The organism is Candidatus Methylomirabilota bacterium (assembly GCA_035709005.1).
In the GTDB taxonomy this organism is placed as follows: Bacteria; Methylomirabilota; Methylomirabilia; order Rokubacteriales; family CSP1-6; genus 40CM-4-69-5.
The window spans coordinates 96,099-111,328 of record DASTFB010000071.1; the positions used below are offsets into that span (position 1 = coordinate 96,099).

The following is a 15,230-nucleotide window of genomic DNA, read 5'->3' on the forward strand; positions in this document are numbered from 1 at the left end:
TCACCTCGTGACCGGCCGCCGGGCGGCCGGCGCCATCTGGGAGGCCGGCCTGGCCGCCGGTGCCGTCGAGCCGTTGATCGGTCGCGCGCTGCAGCGACAGGGCTCGCGACTGAGCCTGGCAGATCGCTCGTGGAATCTCGACGCGGTCGATCGGGTGATCGTCCTCGGCGCTGGCAAGGCGGGGGCGGCCATGGCTCGCGGCGTCGAAGCCGTTCTGGGCGATCGGATCGCCGAGGGCTTCGTCGTGGTCAAGGACGGCTACACCTCGGCCACCCACCGCGTCCAGCTGGTCGAGGCGGGCCATCCCGTCCCCGACGCGCGAGGTCAGGCCGCGGCGGCGCGGCTGCTGGCTCTTGCCGACAGTGCGGAAGGGACGGATCTCGTCGTCTTAGTCGTGTCGGGCGGGGCCTCCGCTCTGACGCCGGCCCCGCCGCCGGGTGTCAGCCTGGCGGAAAAACAGATGGTAACCAGGCTGCTGCTGGCATCGGGTGCCACGATCAACGAGTTGAACGCGGTCCGCAAGCACCTGTCGTCGTTCAAAGGAGGGCAGCTGGCTCGGGCCGCGCAGCCGGCCTTTGTGCTGGCCTTGATCCTGTCCGACGTCATCAACGACCCGCTCGACGTGATCGCCTCGGGGCCGACAGCGCCCGATCCCACCACGTTCGCGGACGCGCTCGACGTGCTGGCCAGACGCGGGGTGCTGGCCGAGGCGCCGCGCTCGGTGCGGTCGCGCCTGGAGGCCGGACGGCGTGGCGAGGTCGAGGAGACCCCCAAGCCCGGGGATCCCCTCTTCGAGCGAGTCTGCAATCGGATCGTCGGCAACAACGCGATCGTCGTGGAGGCCGCCGCTGCCCGGGCGCGCGCCCTCGGCTACCAGCCGCACGTGCTGACCCGCGAGCTACAGGGCGAGGCGCGGGACGTCGCGGCCGATCTCGTGGGGCGGGCCCGCCGCCTCCCCCCGGCAAGCTGCCTGATCGCGGGTGGAGAGACGACGGTGACCGTACGCGGGCGCGGGCGCGGAGGCCGGTGCCAGGAGTTCGCCCTGGCCGCGGCGCTGAGCGTGCGCCCGGAAGACGACCTGGTCGTGCTGGCGGCCGGCACCGATGGCACCGACGGCCCCACCGACGCCGCGGGCGCCGTGATCGACCCTGGCACCGTGCTGCGCGGCCGCGACGCCGGCCTCGACGCTGCGCGCGCCCTCGACGACAACGACTCGTACACCTACCTTCGCGCCACCGGCGACCTGGTGATGACCGGGCCGACCAACACCAACCTGCTCGACCTGTATCTTGTCCTCCACGCCTCGTGCCTATCCGATAGGCGAATCGCTCCAAGTGGCTGAAAAGCGGTGCGCAGGGTGGAAGAATCACAGGGTTATCCACTGCCGGAGCACATTCACTGTGGATGACTGGCTGTAGGATCCACCATCGGGTAGCCGCTGCCGGCCGGCGCGCTGCAGCAAGCGACTTCCGATGATATTCTGCCTGCGATGTCGCGCACGAACCTGATCGGCATGAGCCCGTTCGAGCTGGAGGATCTGGCTGTCGAGCTGGGCGCCTCCCGGTACCGTGGTCGCCAGGTGGCGACCTGGCTCTACCGGAAAGGCGTCACCGACCTGGCCGCCATGACGGATCTGTCCCAGGACTTCCGCGCCCGTCTCGCCGAGCGCGCGGCGATTGCGCTGCCCGAAGTCGATCGCGTCACCTTCTCCCAGGACGGCAGCCGTAAGCTCGTGTTCCGGCTGGCCGATGACCGACGGGTTACCGCCGTCGTCATGCCGGACGACGACCGCATCACCCTGTGCCTGTCGACGCAGGTCGGCTGCGGCTATGGCTGCGCGTTCTGTCTCACCGGGACCATGGGGTTCGAGCGGAACTTGAGCGCGTCGGAGATCGTCGGGCAGCTGCTCGCCGCCAATGGCCAATTGGAGGCCGGGCAACGGGTGAGCCACCTGGTGTTCATGGGCATGGGCGAGCCGCTGGCCAATGTGCCGGACCTGGTGAAAGCGATCCGCATCATGACGGACGCCAAACTGGGGCTCGGCTATTCGCCCCGTCGCATCACCGTGTCCACGGTGGGTCTGGTCCCAGGCATGGACCGGCTCGGTCGCGAGAACCTCAAGGTAAACCTCGCTGTCTCGCTCCACTCCGCGCGCGACGAGGTGCGCTCCCGGCTCATGCCGATCAACCGGGCGTGGAACGTGGCGGCTTTGATGGACGCCGTCCGCCGCTATCCGCTGGCGCCGCGCCAGCGCGTGTTCTTCGAATACGTCCTGCTGGACGGCGTGAACGACGCTCCCGAGGACGCGCACGCCCTGGCTCGCCTGCTCCGCGGCGTCCGCGGCAAGGTGAACCTGATTCCGTTCAACGATTGGGACGGCAGCAGCTTTCGCCGTCCCCCGCTGGCGCGGATTCTCGCGTTTCAATCGACGCTGCTGGAGGCCGGCATCACCACCACGGTGCGCTGGAGCAAAGGCGAAGACGTGGGCGCGGCCTGCGGGCAGCTCTGCGAGCCGGTGCCGGCGTGACGGCGCCCACGGTGTCGTTCGCCACCCTCGGCTGTCGGCTCAACCAGGTGGACAGCCAGGAGATCCAGGCCGCGCTGGAGGCGCGAGGGTTCCGGACGGTCGCGGCCCACGAGCCGGCCGACGTCGTCGTCATCAACACCTGCACCGTCACCGCCAGGGCCGAGCTCTCGGATCGGCAGGCCATCCGCCGGGCAGTGCGCCGGGGGCCGGGCACGCGGGTCGTCGTCACGGGTTGCTGGGCCCAGGTCGATCCCGACGCCATAGCCCGGATCGGCGGCGTCGACCTGGTCGTCGGCAACGCCGACAAGCTCCGCTTGCCAGCACTCGTGGAGCGCCTGCTGGCCGACGACGCACCGGAGCGCCGGCCCTGGCGGCACGTCTCGGACGTCGGCGGGCAGCGCGGGCTGGCGCCGGCGCCACTGGCCCCGGGCAACCGCTCTCGCGCCTTCGTGAAGATCCAGGAGGGCTGCCAGCACCGCTGCGCGTTCTGCATCGTGCCGCGGGCGCGGGGCCCCAGTCGCAGCCGCGAGCCGCACGTCGTGATCGATCAGATCCGGCAGCTCGTCGAGGCGGGCCATGCCGAGGTGGTGCTGACCGGTGTCGACATGGGCCACTACGGCGCCGACCTGACTCCGACGACGACCCTGGCAGCCCTGCTTCGGGCCATCGTGGGTATTCCCGGGCTGCGCCGGGTGAGGCTGAGCTCGCTGTTGCCCGCCTACTTCACGCCCGAGCTGGTCGAGGTCGTTACCGGCTCGGACCGCGTGACTCCGCACCTGCACATCCCGCTGCAGAGCGGCAGTGACTCCGTGCTCCGCGCCATGCGACGGCCCTACACGGTCGCGATGTATCGGCGGCTGGTCGAGTCGCTGGCCGTCGCCATCCCCGGCCTGGGGCTCGGCAGCGATCTCATCGCCGGGTTCCCCGGCGAAACCGAGGACGACTTCGCCCGGACGATGCGCCTCGTGTCCGATTTACCCTTCACGTATCTGCACGTGTTCCCGTATTCCGACCGCCGGGGCACGGAGGCCGCCAGTCTGCAGGGCCACCTGGCGTCCGGGGTCGTTGCCGGCCGCAGCGCGGAGCTGCGGCAACTGGGCGCGGCCAAGAGCCTGGCCTTCCGTCGGAGCCTGGTGGGCAGGCGGCGGGAGGTGGTCGTGCTCGAGAGGCGCGAGCGGAGCCGGGGCGCGCTGGTGGGGCTCACCGGCAACTACGTCGAGGTGATCTTCGACGGGCCGGATGCCGTGACCCGCCGGCTCGTGGAGATCGAGGTCACCGCCGCCGCCGGGGAGCGGACGTTCGGGACGCTCGGCGCGGTCCCGGCATTCGTATGACCCGGCCGCTCGTCGGCGTCATCGGCGGCAGCGGCCTCTACGAGCTTCCCGGCCTGGAGGCGGTGCGCTGGCGCCGGCTGCGCACACCCTTCGGCGATCCCTCCGACGAGTACTGTTGCGGGCGCCTCGACGATCATCCCGTCGCATTCCTGGCCCGCCACGGACGGGGTCACCGGCTCATTCCCACCGAGCTGAACTTCCGCGCCAACATCTGGGGGCTCAAGGCCCTGGGCGTCGAGTGGGTGATCTCCGTGTCGGCCGTGGGCAGCATGCGGGAGGGCATCGAGCCCCTCGACCTGGTGATTCCCGATCAGTTCTTCGACGCCACCCGGCGCCGGGTGTCGTCGTTCTTCGGGGATGGCATCGTGGCCCACGTCGGCATGGCCGAACCCGTCTGCCCCGACCTGGCCACGGTTCTGGAGAAGGCCGCGCGGCAGGCCGGCGCCACCGTCCACCGGGGCGGCACCTACATCTGCATCGAGGGGCCCCAGTTCTCGACACGAGCGGAGTCCCGAATCTACCGGGCGTGGGGCGTGGACGTGATCGGCATGACGAACATGCCCGAGGCGAAGCTGGCCCGGGAGGCCGAGCTCTGCTACGCGACGCTGGCCCTGGCCACCGATTACGATGTCTGGCACGACACCCACGAGGCGGTGACGGTGGAGGCCGTGGTTCAGAACCTCCTGAAGAACGTCGCCACGGCCAAGGACGTCCTGCGCCGCGCGATCCCCATGGTGACGGCGCCGCGCACCTGTCCCTGTCCGAGCCTGCTCCGCGACGCCATCATCACCAACCCGAAGGCGGTTCCGCCGGCGGCCCGGCGCCGTGTCGCCCTGCTCATCGACAAGTACGTCGCGCCCGTCGCCGGGCCGAGACGGCGGCGGGGACCGAGGCGTCGTGATGGGTGAGCTGCTCGTCGTAGGATCGGTGGCGCTGGACACCGTGGAGACGCCGTTCGGTAAGGTCCAGGAAGTCCTGGGAGGCTCGGCCACGTACTTCTCGTACTCGGCCAGCTTCTTCGCGCGCGTGCGGCTGGTGGGCCCCATCGGGCAGGACTTCCCCGCGCAGCACGTGCGGCTGCTAGAGCAGCGGAACATCGACGTGGCCGGGCTGCAGGCGGCCCCGGGTCGGACCTTCCGCTGGGCTGGCCAGTACGGCTACGATCTCAACGACGCCACCACCCTGGACACCCAGCTCAACGTGCTGGCTGATTTCCGACCCGCCCTGGGGCCTGATCTCCGCCGGGTCCCGTTCCTGTTCCTGGCCAACATCGATCCCGAGCTCCAGCTCGACGTCCTGGGCCAGATGGCCGAGCGACCCCGCCTGGTCGCTCTGGACACGATGAACTTCTGGATCCAGGGCAAGCGCGAAGCGCTGCTCCGCGTCCTGGCCGAGGTCGACGCCGTGACGATCAACGACGCCGAAGCCCGGCAGCTCGCCCGCGAGCCCAACCTCATCAAGGCCGCCCGCACCATCGCCGCGATGGGCCCCAAGACCGTCGTGGTGAAGCGGGGGGAGTACGGCGCCCTCATGGTGTCCGACGGCGCCTTCTTCATCGTCCCCGCTTTCCCGCTGGAGTCGGTGTGGGATCCCACCGGCGCCGGCGACACGTTCGCCGGAGGGTTCATGGGATATCTCGCCGCCGAGGGACGGACCGACAGCGCCGCCATGCGCCGCGCGCTGGTGTACGGCTCGGTCATGGCCTCGTTCACCGTCGAGGACTTCTCCCTCAACCGGCTCGTGCGGCTGACGCCGGCCGAGATCGGCAGCCGCTACGCCGCCTTCCAGGACCTGATGCGGCTCGAGGCCTGAGACGCCGTGAGCCAGGTCAAGTACCAGCGGCTGCTCGAAGTGCTGCGCCCGCTGGAGAGCGTCGTGGTCGCGTTCTCGGGAGGCGTGGACTCGACCTTCCTGGCCCGGGCGGCCAAGGACGCGCTCGGCGATCGCGCGCTGCTCGTCACCGCGGACTCCGAGACCTACCCGTCCAGCGAGCTGGCCGAGGCCCGCCGGCTCGCCGAGCTCCTGGGACTGCGACATCTGGTCGTCCGAACGAACGAGCTCGGCAATCCCCAGTACGCCCGCAACGGCACGAACCGGTGCTTCTTCTGCAAGGAGGAGCTGTTCTCGATGCTGGCCCCGATCGCCGAGCGCGAGGGCTGCCGGTACCTGGTCTATGGCGCCAACGTGGACGACCTCGGCGATCACCGTCCGGGCATGGTGTCGGCGCGTCAGCGCGGCGTGCGAGCGCCGCTCATCGAGGCCGGGCTCGGCAAGGGCGAGATCCGGGAGATCTCTCGTCAGCTGGGATTGCCCACCTGGGACAAGCCCTCGTTCGCCTGTCTGAGCTCGCGCTTTCAGTACGGCGATCCGATCGACGTCGAGAAGCTGCGGCGGGTCGAAGCCGCCGAAGCCTTCGTCCGCTCACTCGGGTTTCGACAGTTCCGCGTCCGCCATCACGACCGGCTCGCGCGCCTGGAAGTACCGCTCGAGGACGTGCCACGGCTCTGGCAGGAGGGACGGCACGAGGCGATCATCGCCCGCTTCCGCGCGCTGGGTTACGCGTACGTCGCCGTCGATCTCGGCGGGTTCCAGTCCGGGAGTGGCAACAGGCTACTCTCCCCCGGAGGGGGGCTTCGCCCCCCTTCCGAATCCTCCCCGTCGGAGGGGGCCTCGACGGCCGAGGCCCCCTCCCAACCTCCCCATTCGCCCGGGGTGGCACACGGGAGCGCCGGCGGAGCCGGCGGTCGATCCACGCGCGATGGATAGAGAGGTGTTGAGGATGTTGCTGGAGGAGGTGAGGGGCGGGCGGCTCGGTGTCGACGAGGCGATGGAGCGGTTGCGTCGGCTACCGTTCGAGGATCTGGGATTCGCGAGGGTGGATCAGCATCGGGCGCTGCGCGCCGGAGGCCCGGAGGCGATCTTCTGCCCGGGAAAGAGCCCCGACCAGGTGGTGGGGATCGCGCGTCGCCTGGCCACCGAGCACGTGAACATCCTGGCCACACGGGCCGACGCGGCCACCGCAGCCGCGGTGGCCGCGGCCGGGCTGCCCAACGTCTACCACGCCCAGGCCCGCCTGCTGATCATCCGTCCCGCGCCCACCGAGAGCCTCGGCCTCGTTGCGGTGGCGGCGGCCGGCACCTCCGACATCCCGGTGGCGGAGGAAGCCGCCCTCGTGGCCGAGGCGCTCGGCAACCGGGTAGAGCGCGCCTGGGACTGCGGCGTGGCCGGCCTGCATCGCTTGATCGCGGTTTACGACACGCTGGCGCGGGCCAACGCGATCGTCGCCGTGGCCGGCATGGAGGGCGCCTTGCCCACCGTGATCGCCGGCCTGGTCGACCGTCCCGTGATCGCCGTGCCGACCAGCGTGGGCTACGGCGCCTCGCTGGGAGGGCTCGCCGCACTGCTGGCGATGCTCAACTCGTGCGGCCCCGGCGTGTCCGTCGTGAACATCGACAACGGCTATGGAGCTGCCCACCAGGCGAGCCAGATCAATCACTTGGCCTCCAAGTCATAACAGATGACTGCAACTCATCAACGGTACCAGAATCAGCGCCGACGGTGGTTCCGGCGGGGCACGGGCGGGCGAGAGCCCGGGCGCCCGTGCCCTGTTCAATCATCAGCCCGGGGCCCGTACCCTGTTCGATGAAGCTTGCCTACTTCGACTGTCCCAGCGGAGCGGCCGGCGACATGATCATGGGGGCGCTCGTGGACGCGGGCGCCCCCTTCGAGAGCCTGTGCACGGAGCTGGGCACGCTTCCCCTGGACGGCTGGCGGCTCGTGCGTCGCGAAGTGCGCAAGGGCGCCTTCCGGGCCCTGAAGGTCGACGTGGAGATCGACGTCGATCACCACCCCCACCGCTCGCTGGCCGACATCCTCGCCATCCTCGAGGGCAGCACGCTCGACCCCGCCATCAAGGACAGGGCCCGGCGGGTCTTCGCGCGGCTGGCCGAGGCCGAGGCCCGCGTGCACGGCACGACGGCCGAGGCGGTCCGCTTCCACGATGTCGGTGCCGTCGACGCCATCATCGATGTGACGGGCAGCGTGACGGGGCTCGCCCTGCTCGGCATCGAGGAGATCCACGTCTCGGCGCTGCCGCTGGGCGGTGGCGTGGTGATGGGCGCCCACGGTCAGATGCCGGTTCCCGCTCCAGGGACGGCCGAGCTGCTCCGGGGCTTCCCCCTTGTCGACACCGGCGTGGCCGCCGAGCTGGTGACGCCGACGGGTGCGGCCATCCTCACCACCCTGGCCAGCGGGGCCGGGCGCATGCCGGCCATGCGCATCCGCAGCATCGGGTATGGGGCGGGCACGCGGGATTTCGACCTGCCCAACGTCGTCCGCTGCTTCGTCGGCGAGGGCGAGGCGGCGGCCGCCGAAGAGACGATCGCCCAGATCGAGACGACGATCGACGACATGTCGCCCCAGCTCTACGAGCCCCTCATGGAGCGACTGCTCGAGGCCGGCGCCCTCGACGTCTTCCTCACGCCGGTCGTGATGAAGCGCAGCCGCCCCGGCGTGGTGGTCACGGTGCTCTGCTCCCCCGCCGAGGTCGACAAGTTGTGCCGTATCCTCTTCCAGGAGTCCAGCACCATCGGCGTTCGCTGGTCCCAATGGCGGCGGGCCCGGCTGGCCAGAGCCATGGTGACGCTGCCGACCGCCTACGGACCGATCGCCTTCAAGGTGTCGCGCCTGGGTGACCGGATCGTCACGGTGACCCCGGAGTTCGCTGACGTGGCGCGCATCGCCCGCGAGAAGGGACTGCCGGTGCGCGAGGTCCTCGACCAGGCCCGCGCCGACGCGCGCCGCCAGCTCCCGGCCTGAGCAGCAGCACGGCCCGGGATGCGTGTTGACAGGCCGGCAGGGCCGGCCTTACCCTCTGACGCGCCGAGACGCACCCCGCGCCAAACCGCCGACTTCCGGAGGACGAGTCGTGAAACTGCCAGTCAAGATGACCGTCAATAACCAGCAGTACAGTCACGAGGTGGAACCGAGGCTCCTGCTCGTCCACTACATCCGCGAGCAGCTCGGCCTCACCGGTACCCACGTGGGCTGCGACACCAGTCAGTGCGGCGCGTGCACGATCCTCATGAATGGTCTGGCCGTGAAGTCCTGCACGCTCTTCGCCGTCCAGGCCGACGGCGCCAACATCACGACCATCGAGGGCCTGGCCAAGAACGGTGATCTGCACCCGATCCAGCAGGGCTTCTGGGAGAAGCACGGACTGCAGTGCGGCTTCTGCACGCCCGGCATGATCCTGGCCGCCTACCAGCTCCTCGAGCGCTACCCGAAGCCCTCCGAAGAGGTGATCCGGCATCAGCTCGAGGGCAACCTGTGCCGCTGCACCGGCTACCACAACATCGTCAAGGCCATCCAGTGGGCCGCGGACCACATGGCGGCGGCCAAGAAATAGAGGTGGGCGATGGCCACGACCACGCAGGAGCGCCTGTTCGGGAAATCCCTCAAGCGCCGCGAGGACCCGCGGTTCATCACCGGCCGCGGCCAGTACGTGGACGACGTGAAGCTGCCGGGCACGGTCTACGCCGCGTTCGTGCGGAGCCCGCACGCCCACGCCCGGATCAGGAGCATCGATCCGGCTAAGGCCAGGAACGTGCCCGGGTTCGTCGCCGTCTACACCGGCCAGGAGGTCCAGGTCGGCAACCTGCCCTGCGGCTGGATGCTGCCCGACATCAGGGTGCCCCCGCGTCCGGTGCTGGCCCAGGGCAAGGTGCGGTACGTGGGCGAGCCCGTGGCCATCGTGGTCGCCGACAGCGTGTACGCGGCCCGGGACGCCGCCGACGCGGTGCAGGTGGAATACGAGCCGCTGGCCGGCGTGGCCAATCCCAAGAAAGCCCACGAGCGCGGGGCGCCGCAGCTGTTCGATGACGTAGCCCAGAATCAGTCCTTCTACTGGACGATCGGCGACAGGGCGGCCACCGAGGCTGCCGTGAAGGCTGCCGCCAAGGTGGTGGGACTGTCGCTCGTGAACCAGCGGCTGATTCCCAACGCCATCGAGCCGCGGGCGTGCCTGGCCTCCTACTCGCCGGCGATGGGCGACCTCACCCTGTGGGTCACCTCGCAGAACCCCCACGTCCACCGGCTGCTGATGGCGGCCTTCATCCTGGGAGTGCCCGAGACGAAGCTGCGCGTGATCTCCCCCGACGTGGGCGGCGGCTTCGGCTCCAAGATCTTCGTCTACAACGAGGAGGTGGCGGTGTCGTGGGCGTCCCGGGCGCTGGGCCGCCCCGTGAAGTGGACGGCCGAGCGGAGGGAGTCGTTCATGAACGACGCTCACGGCCGCGACCATGTCACCGAGGCCGAGATGGCCTTCGACCGCGACAACCGCATCGTCGGTCTCCGGGTGAAGACCCACGCCAACCTGGGCGCGTATCTGTCGACGTTCGCACCGTTGATCCCCTCGTACCTCTACGGTCCGCTGCTCTCCGGCGTGTACAAGATTCCCGCGATCTTTTGCGAAGTGTGGGGGATGCTCACCAGCACGGCGCCGGTGGATGCCTACCGCGGCGCCGGGCGGCCGGAGGCGACCTTCCTGCTGGAGCGGCTGATGGACCGCGCGGCGCGCGAGCTGAAGCTGGATCCGGCCGAGCTGCGGCGGCGGAATCTCATCCCCGCGTTCACCGAGGGCACGGCCTACCAGACGCCGGTGGCCTTCGCCTACGACAGCGGCAACTACGAGCCGGCCCTGAAGCGGGCGCTGGACCTGGCGCGTTACACGGAGTTCCGCAAGGAGCAGGAGCAGGCCCGCCAGCAAGGCCGGTACATCGGCGTCGGTGTCACGACGTACATCGAGGCGTGCGGACCGGCGCCCTCCGCGGTGGCCGGCTCGCTGGGCGCCGGCGCGGGGCTCTGGGAGTCGGGGCAGGTGAGGGTTCACCCCACCGGCGCCGTGACCGTCTTCACGGGCTCGCACTCCCACGGTCAGGGTCATGAAACGACCTTCGCCCAGCTGGTGGCCGACGACCTCGGGATTCCCATGGAGCAGGTGGATATCGTCCACGGCGACACCGCCCAGATCCCCTTCGGCATGGGGACCTACGGCAGCCGCTCGGCCTGCGTCGGCGGCAGCGCCCTGGTGATGTGCCTGGACAAGATCAAGGACAAGGGCCGCCGCATCGCCGCCCACCTGCTGGAGGCCAGCGAGCAGGACCTGGAGTTCCAGTCCGGCAAGTGGTCGGTGAAGGGCGCGCCCGACAAGGCCAAGGGCTGGGGTGAAGTCGCCCTCATGGCCTACCTCGCCCACAACATTCCCCAGGGCATGGAGCCCGGGCTGGAGGCGACTTCCTTCTACGACCCGTCGAACTTCACGTTTCCCTTCGGCGCCCATGTCGCCGCCGTGGAGGTCGATCCCGACACCGGGCAAGTCAAGCTGCTGCGGTACGTGGCCGTGGACGACGTCGGTCGGGTGATCAACCCGATGATCGTGGACGGCATGGTCCACGGCGGCATCACCCAGGGCGTGGGCCAAGCCCTGTGGGAGCACGGCGTCTACTCGGATGACGGGCAGCTGCTGGCCGGGACCATGATGGACTACGCGATGCCCAAGGCCGATCAGCTCCCCTTCTACGAGACGGAGCGCACGGTGACGCCGAGTCCGGTCAACCCCCTCGGCGTCAAGGGCGCCGGAGAGACCGGGACGATCGCCGCCACGCCGACGGTGGCCAATGCCGTCATGGACGCGCTCGCCCCGTTCGGCGTCACTCACATCGACCTGCCGCTCACGACCGAGCGCATCTGGAAGGCCGTCAAGGCCGCGAAGCAATAGGAGACGCCCATGTACCCTGCCGCCTTCGAGTACCACGCCCCCACGAACGTCAAGGACGTGCTCGGTCTCCTGGGCCGTTACAAGGACGACGCCAAGCTCCTGGCCGGCGGCCACAGCCTGGTCCCGATGATGAAACTGCGGCTGGCCCAGCCCAAGCACATCATCGACCTCAGGAAGGTGCCCGGCCTCAGCGGCCTCAAGGAGGAGGGCGGGGCCATCGTCCTCGGGGCCATGACGACGCACTGGCAGATGGAGTCGTCGGCGCTGCTCAAGTCCAAGTGCCCGATCCTGGCCGAGACGGCGTCGGTCATCGGCGATCCCGCGGTCCGGAATCTGGGGACCATCGGTGGCTCGATCGCCCACGCCGACCCCGCCGCCGACCAGCCGGCGACGCTGATCGCGCTCGGCACCGAGATGGTGTGTGAGGGGCCCAAGGGGCGCCGCACCGTGAAAGTCGACGACTGGTTCCAGGGACTGATGGCCACCGCTCTGGGAGAGGACGAGATCCTCGTCGAGCTCCGCGTCCCGGCCTGGCCCGCCGGCACTGGCGGCGCCTACCTGAAGTTCCCACACCCCGCCTCCCGGTTCGCCGTCGTCGGCGTGGCCGCTGTGGTGACGCTGGACAAGGAAGGCAAGTGCACGCGGGCCAGCGTGGGCGTCACCGGGGCCGGCACCAAGGCGGTGCGGGCCCGAGGTGTGGAGGCAGGACTCACGGGCAAGAAGCTCGACGCCGCCGCCATCGAGGCCGCGGCCCAAAAGGCCGCCGAGGGGGTCGACGTGCAGGCCGACCTGCAGGGCTCCGTGGAGTACAAATCGCATCTCTGCCGGGTGTTCGCCAAGCGGGCGGTCACCGAAGCCGTCAAGCGCGCACGCGGCTAACCGACGCGGCCGGGGGAGCGGGCAGCCCCCTCGGCCGCCGGTGTCGCGCCTTCCTCGATGATCGCAGGGATCGTGCTGGCGGCGGGATTCGCCCGCCGCATGGGGCGGCCCAAGCTTCTGCTGGAGTTTCGCGGGAAGCCGATCGTGCGCTGGGCGGCCGAGGGGTTGACCGGCCACGTCGAGGATCTCGTCGTCGTCAGCGGACTGGAGGAGGAGGGCGTGCGAGCCGCACTGGCCGGCCTCGCCGTGCGGTTCGCCCGCAATCCGCGTCCGCACGAGGGGCAGGGCTCATCGATCGCCGTCGGCGTCACGGCTCTCAAGCCGTGGACCCGGGCGGCGCTGATCGCGTTGGGAGACCAGCCGCGCGTGCCCGCCGACGTGATTCCCGCGCTGCTGGCGGCGTGGCGGAAGACGGACAAGGAAATCGTGGCGCCCGTTTATCGGGGCACCCAGGGGACGCCCGTGCTGTTCGGGGCCGAAGTGTTCGCGGAGCTGAGCCGCCTCACCGGCGACGCCGGGGCCCGGGCCGTCGTGGCCGCCAGGCCGGAACGTGTGGAGCTCGTGAGCTTCGACATCGCCATGCCCCCCGACGTCGACACGCCCGAGGATTACGCGAGGCTTCATGTACAATAGGCCGGCGTGCGTCCTGAGATAAAGAAGATCGCGGAGCTGATGGAGGCGGCCGACTACGTCACGGACGCCCCCGTCGCCACCTCCGTTCACCTCTCCCTCGCGCTGCGCAAGCCGCTGCTCATCGAGGGCCATGCCGGCGTGGGCAAGACCGAGGTCGCCAAGGTGATGGCCCGAATGCTGGGCACGAACCTCATCCGCTTGCAGTGCTACGAGGGTCTCGACGCCGCCACCGCGCTGTACGAGTGGAACTACCAGAAGCAGCTGCTCCACATCAAGCTCGGCGAGCAGCAGTCGAACGAGCGATCGATGCCCGAGAAGGAGCACGAGATCTTCTCGGAGCGGTTCCTTCTGCGTCGTCCGCTGCTGCAGGCCATCACCCAGAGCGACCGCCCGCCCGTCCTGCTGGTCGACGAGATCGATCGGGGTGACGAGGAGCTGGAAGCCTTCATGCTGGAGGTGTTCTCGGACTGGCAGGTCACGATCCCCGAGATCGGGACGCTGAAGGCCACCCATCCCCCGCACGTCATCCTCACCTCGAACCGCACCCGCGAGCTCTCGGATGCCCTGCGCCGCCGGTGCCTGTACCTCTGGATCGACTATCCCTCGTTCGACAAGGAGGTACGGATCATCGAGCGCAAGGTGCCGGGCATCAACGCGCGCCTGGCCCGCGAGATCGCCGGCTTCATGGAGGCGCTGCGCCGGATGCGGCTCAGCAAAGTGCCCGGCGTGGCCGAGACGCTGGACTGGGCCCAGGCCCTGGCCGCATTACACGCCGACCACCTCGACGAAACCCTCGTGAGCGAGACGCTCGGCGTGGTGCTCAAGGACACCGAGGACATCAAGCGCTTCCGCGCCGAGGTCGCCAAGGCCGGTCTGGCGCCCTTCCTGCCCGCTCAGAGCTAGCCGCGTGGTCGCGCCCCGCGACCTGGCCAGCGCCATGGTTCGCTTCGGCGCCCTCCTGCGCGCCCGTGGCCTCCCGGTGGCCCTGGGGCAGGTGACCGCCGGCGTGCAGGCGCTGGAGCACGTAGACCTGGCCGACCGTGCAGAGCTGCAGCTGGCGCTACGGACGGTCTTCGTCGGGCGTCCCGAGGAGATCCCCGCCTTCGACCGCTGCTTCGAGGCGTTCTGGCAGCTCCAGCCGGCAGGGGAGGAGGGGATTCCGGGGTTACTGGCCGTTGTCCCCGAAACAGGCCCGCCGGCGCTGTTACGGAGCGCGGATCAGAAGCGGGAAACGCTGGCCCTCGACACGTGGGGCGACGACTCCGAGCCCGACGCCGGCGAGCCGCTCGGAGTGCCCAGCCTGTCGGACCGTGAGGCGATGGTGGGCCAGGACTTTTCCACGTTCTCGTCCGACCAGCTCGAGGAGGTGTACCGATTGACGCTGCAGATCGCCCGCCGCCTGGCCCGGCGGCTGGGACGCCGCCGGCGCCCGGTGGCCCGGCGGGGCCGCGTGGATCTGCGGCGGACGCTACGGGCGAACCTCAGCCGCGGGGACTTCATCGAGCTCAAGTATCGCCGACGCAAGCCGCGGAAAGTCCGCCTGGTGCTCCTCTGCGACGTGTCGGGCTCGATGGACCTCTACAGTCGCTTCCTGCTGCAATTCCTCTTCGCGATGCAAAACGTGTTCGGCCGGGTCGAGACCTTCACCTTCTCGACACGCCTGACCCGGGTGACCGAGTATCTGCGTGGCCGCTCGTATCGCCAGGTGCTCCAGCGGCTTCGCGAGGTCCAGGACTGGTCGGCCGGCACGCGCATCGGGGAGTCCATCGCCCAGTTCAACCGGGAGTGGTCGCATCTGGTCGACCGCCACACGATCGTGATCGTCCTCTCCGACGGCTGGGACACGGGACAGCCCGAGCTCCTGGCGCACGAGCTGCTGCGCATCAAGCGGCGGGCCGGCCGCTTGATCTGGCTGAACCCGCTCCTGGGCAATGCCGCCTACGAGCCGTTGACCCGCGGAATGGCCGCCGCGCTTCCCCTGCTCGATCACTTCGCAGCGGCCCACAACCTGGCCGCCCTGCGCGATCTCACACGGCATCTGACGCTGTAGTTGCGTAGAGGCCGCGGCGCTTTGCCTCCC

The 15,230-nt window shown here is 69.9% G+C and carries 14 protein-coding genes; all 14 read left to right on the forward strand.

The genetic code is table 11. The annotated features are described in order from the left end of the window. Positions 1-7: 7 nt before the first annotated feature. The 14 genes from VFR64_11525 to VFR64_11590 all read left to right on the forward strand — a co-directional run bounded on the left by VFR64_11525 (position 8) and on the right by VFR64_11590 (position 15,200). Positions 8-1,342, forward strand: a complete 1,335-nt coding sequence (locus VFR64_11525; GenBank protein HET9490372.1) for a DUF4147 domain-containing protein — start codon at positions 8-10, stop codon at positions 1,340-1,342. A gap of 147 nt (positions 1,343-1,489) precedes the next feature. After that, the gene (rlmN, locus tag VFR64_11530; GenBank protein ID HET9490373.1) at positions 1,490-2,527 is read left to right on the forward strand and encodes a 23S rRNA (adenine(2503)-C(2))-methyltransferase RlmN; all 1,038 of its coding nucleotides are present in this window, start codon (positions 1,490-1,492) and stop codon (positions 2,525-2,527) included. After that, on the forward strand, positions 2,524-3,861 hold the full coding sequence (gene mtaB / locus VFR64_11535; GenBank protein HET9490374.1) for a tRNA (N(6)-L-threonylcarbamoyladenosine(37)-C(2))-methylthiotransferase MtaB: 1,338 nt from the start codon (positions 2,524-2,526) through the stop codon (positions 3,859-3,861). Before rlmN ends, mtaB begins: the two co-directional genes overlap by 4 nt. After that, on the forward strand, positions 3,858-4,769 hold the full coding sequence (gene mtnP, locus VFR64_11540; protein ID HET9490375.1) for an S-methyl-5'-thioadenosine phosphorylase: 912 nt from the start codon (positions 3,858-3,860) through the stop codon (positions 4,767-4,769). Before mtaB ends, mtnP begins: the two co-directional genes overlap by 4 nt. Then, positions 4,762-5,673, forward strand: coding sequence for a PfkB family carbohydrate kinase (locus VFR64_11545; protein HET9490376.1), 912 nt, complete (start codon positions 4,762-4,764; stop codon positions 5,671-5,673). The genes mtnP and VFR64_11545 overlap by 8 nt, the downstream gene beginning before the upstream one ends. Positions 5,674-5,679: 6 nt before the next feature. Next, the gene (gene larE, locus VFR64_11550) at positions 5,680-6,627 is read left to right on the forward strand and encodes an ATP-dependent sacrificial sulfur transferase LarE (GenBank protein ID HET9490377.1); all 948 of its coding nucleotides are present in this window, start codon (positions 5,680-5,682) and stop codon (positions 6,625-6,627) included. Then, positions 6,620-7,375, forward strand: a complete 756-nt coding sequence (larB, locus tag VFR64_11555) for a nickel pincer cofactor biosynthesis protein LarB (protein ID HET9490378.1) — start codon at positions 6,620-6,622, stop codon at positions 7,373-7,375. Before larE ends, larB begins: the two co-directional genes overlap by 8 nt. A 128-nt stretch (positions 7,376-7,503) precedes the next feature. Continuing rightward, positions 7,504-8,679 (forward strand): nickel pincer cofactor biosynthesis protein LarC, encoded by a 1,176-nt coding sequence (larC, locus tag VFR64_11560; GenBank protein HET9490379.1) that lies wholly within the window; start codon positions 7,504-7,506, stop codon positions 8,677-8,679. A 127-nt stretch (positions 8,680-8,806) separates the two neighbouring features. Next, on the forward strand, positions 8,807-9,268 hold the full coding sequence (locus tag VFR64_11565) for a (2Fe-2S)-binding protein (protein HET9490380.1): 462 nt from the start codon (positions 8,807-8,809) through the stop codon (positions 9,266-9,268). A gap of 9 nt (positions 9,269-9,277) precedes the next feature. Continuing rightward, positions 9,278-11,638, forward strand: coding sequence for a molybdopterin cofactor-binding domain-containing protein (locus VFR64_11570; protein ID HET9490381.1), 2,361 nt, complete (start codon positions 9,278-9,280; stop codon positions 11,636-11,638). A gap of 9 nt (positions 11,639-11,647) precedes the next feature. Next, complete coding sequence (locus tag VFR64_11575) at positions 11,648-12,517, forward strand: xanthine dehydrogenase family protein subunit M (GenBank protein HET9490382.1); 870 nt, start codon at positions 11,648-11,650, stop codon at positions 12,515-12,517. A gap of 57 nt (positions 12,518-12,574) precedes the next feature. Then, entirely contained in the window at positions 12,575-13,150 is a 576-nt protein-coding gene (locus tag VFR64_11580) for a nucleotidyltransferase family protein (GenBank protein ID HET9490383.1), read from the forward strand. A gap of 39 nt (positions 13,151-13,189) precedes the next feature. Next, positions 13,190-14,053 (forward strand): MoxR family ATPase, encoded by an 864-nt coding sequence (locus tag VFR64_11585; protein ID HET9490384.1) that lies wholly within the window; start codon positions 13,190-13,192, stop codon positions 14,051-14,053. A 4-nt stretch (positions 14,054-14,057) separates the two neighbouring features. Next, the gene (locus VFR64_11590; protein HET9490385.1) at positions 14,058-15,200 is read left to right on the forward strand and encodes a VWA domain-containing protein; all 1,143 of its coding nucleotides are present in this window, start codon (positions 14,058-14,060) and stop codon (positions 15,198-15,200) included. The last annotated feature ends 30 nt before the right edge of the window (positions 15,201-15,230 follow it).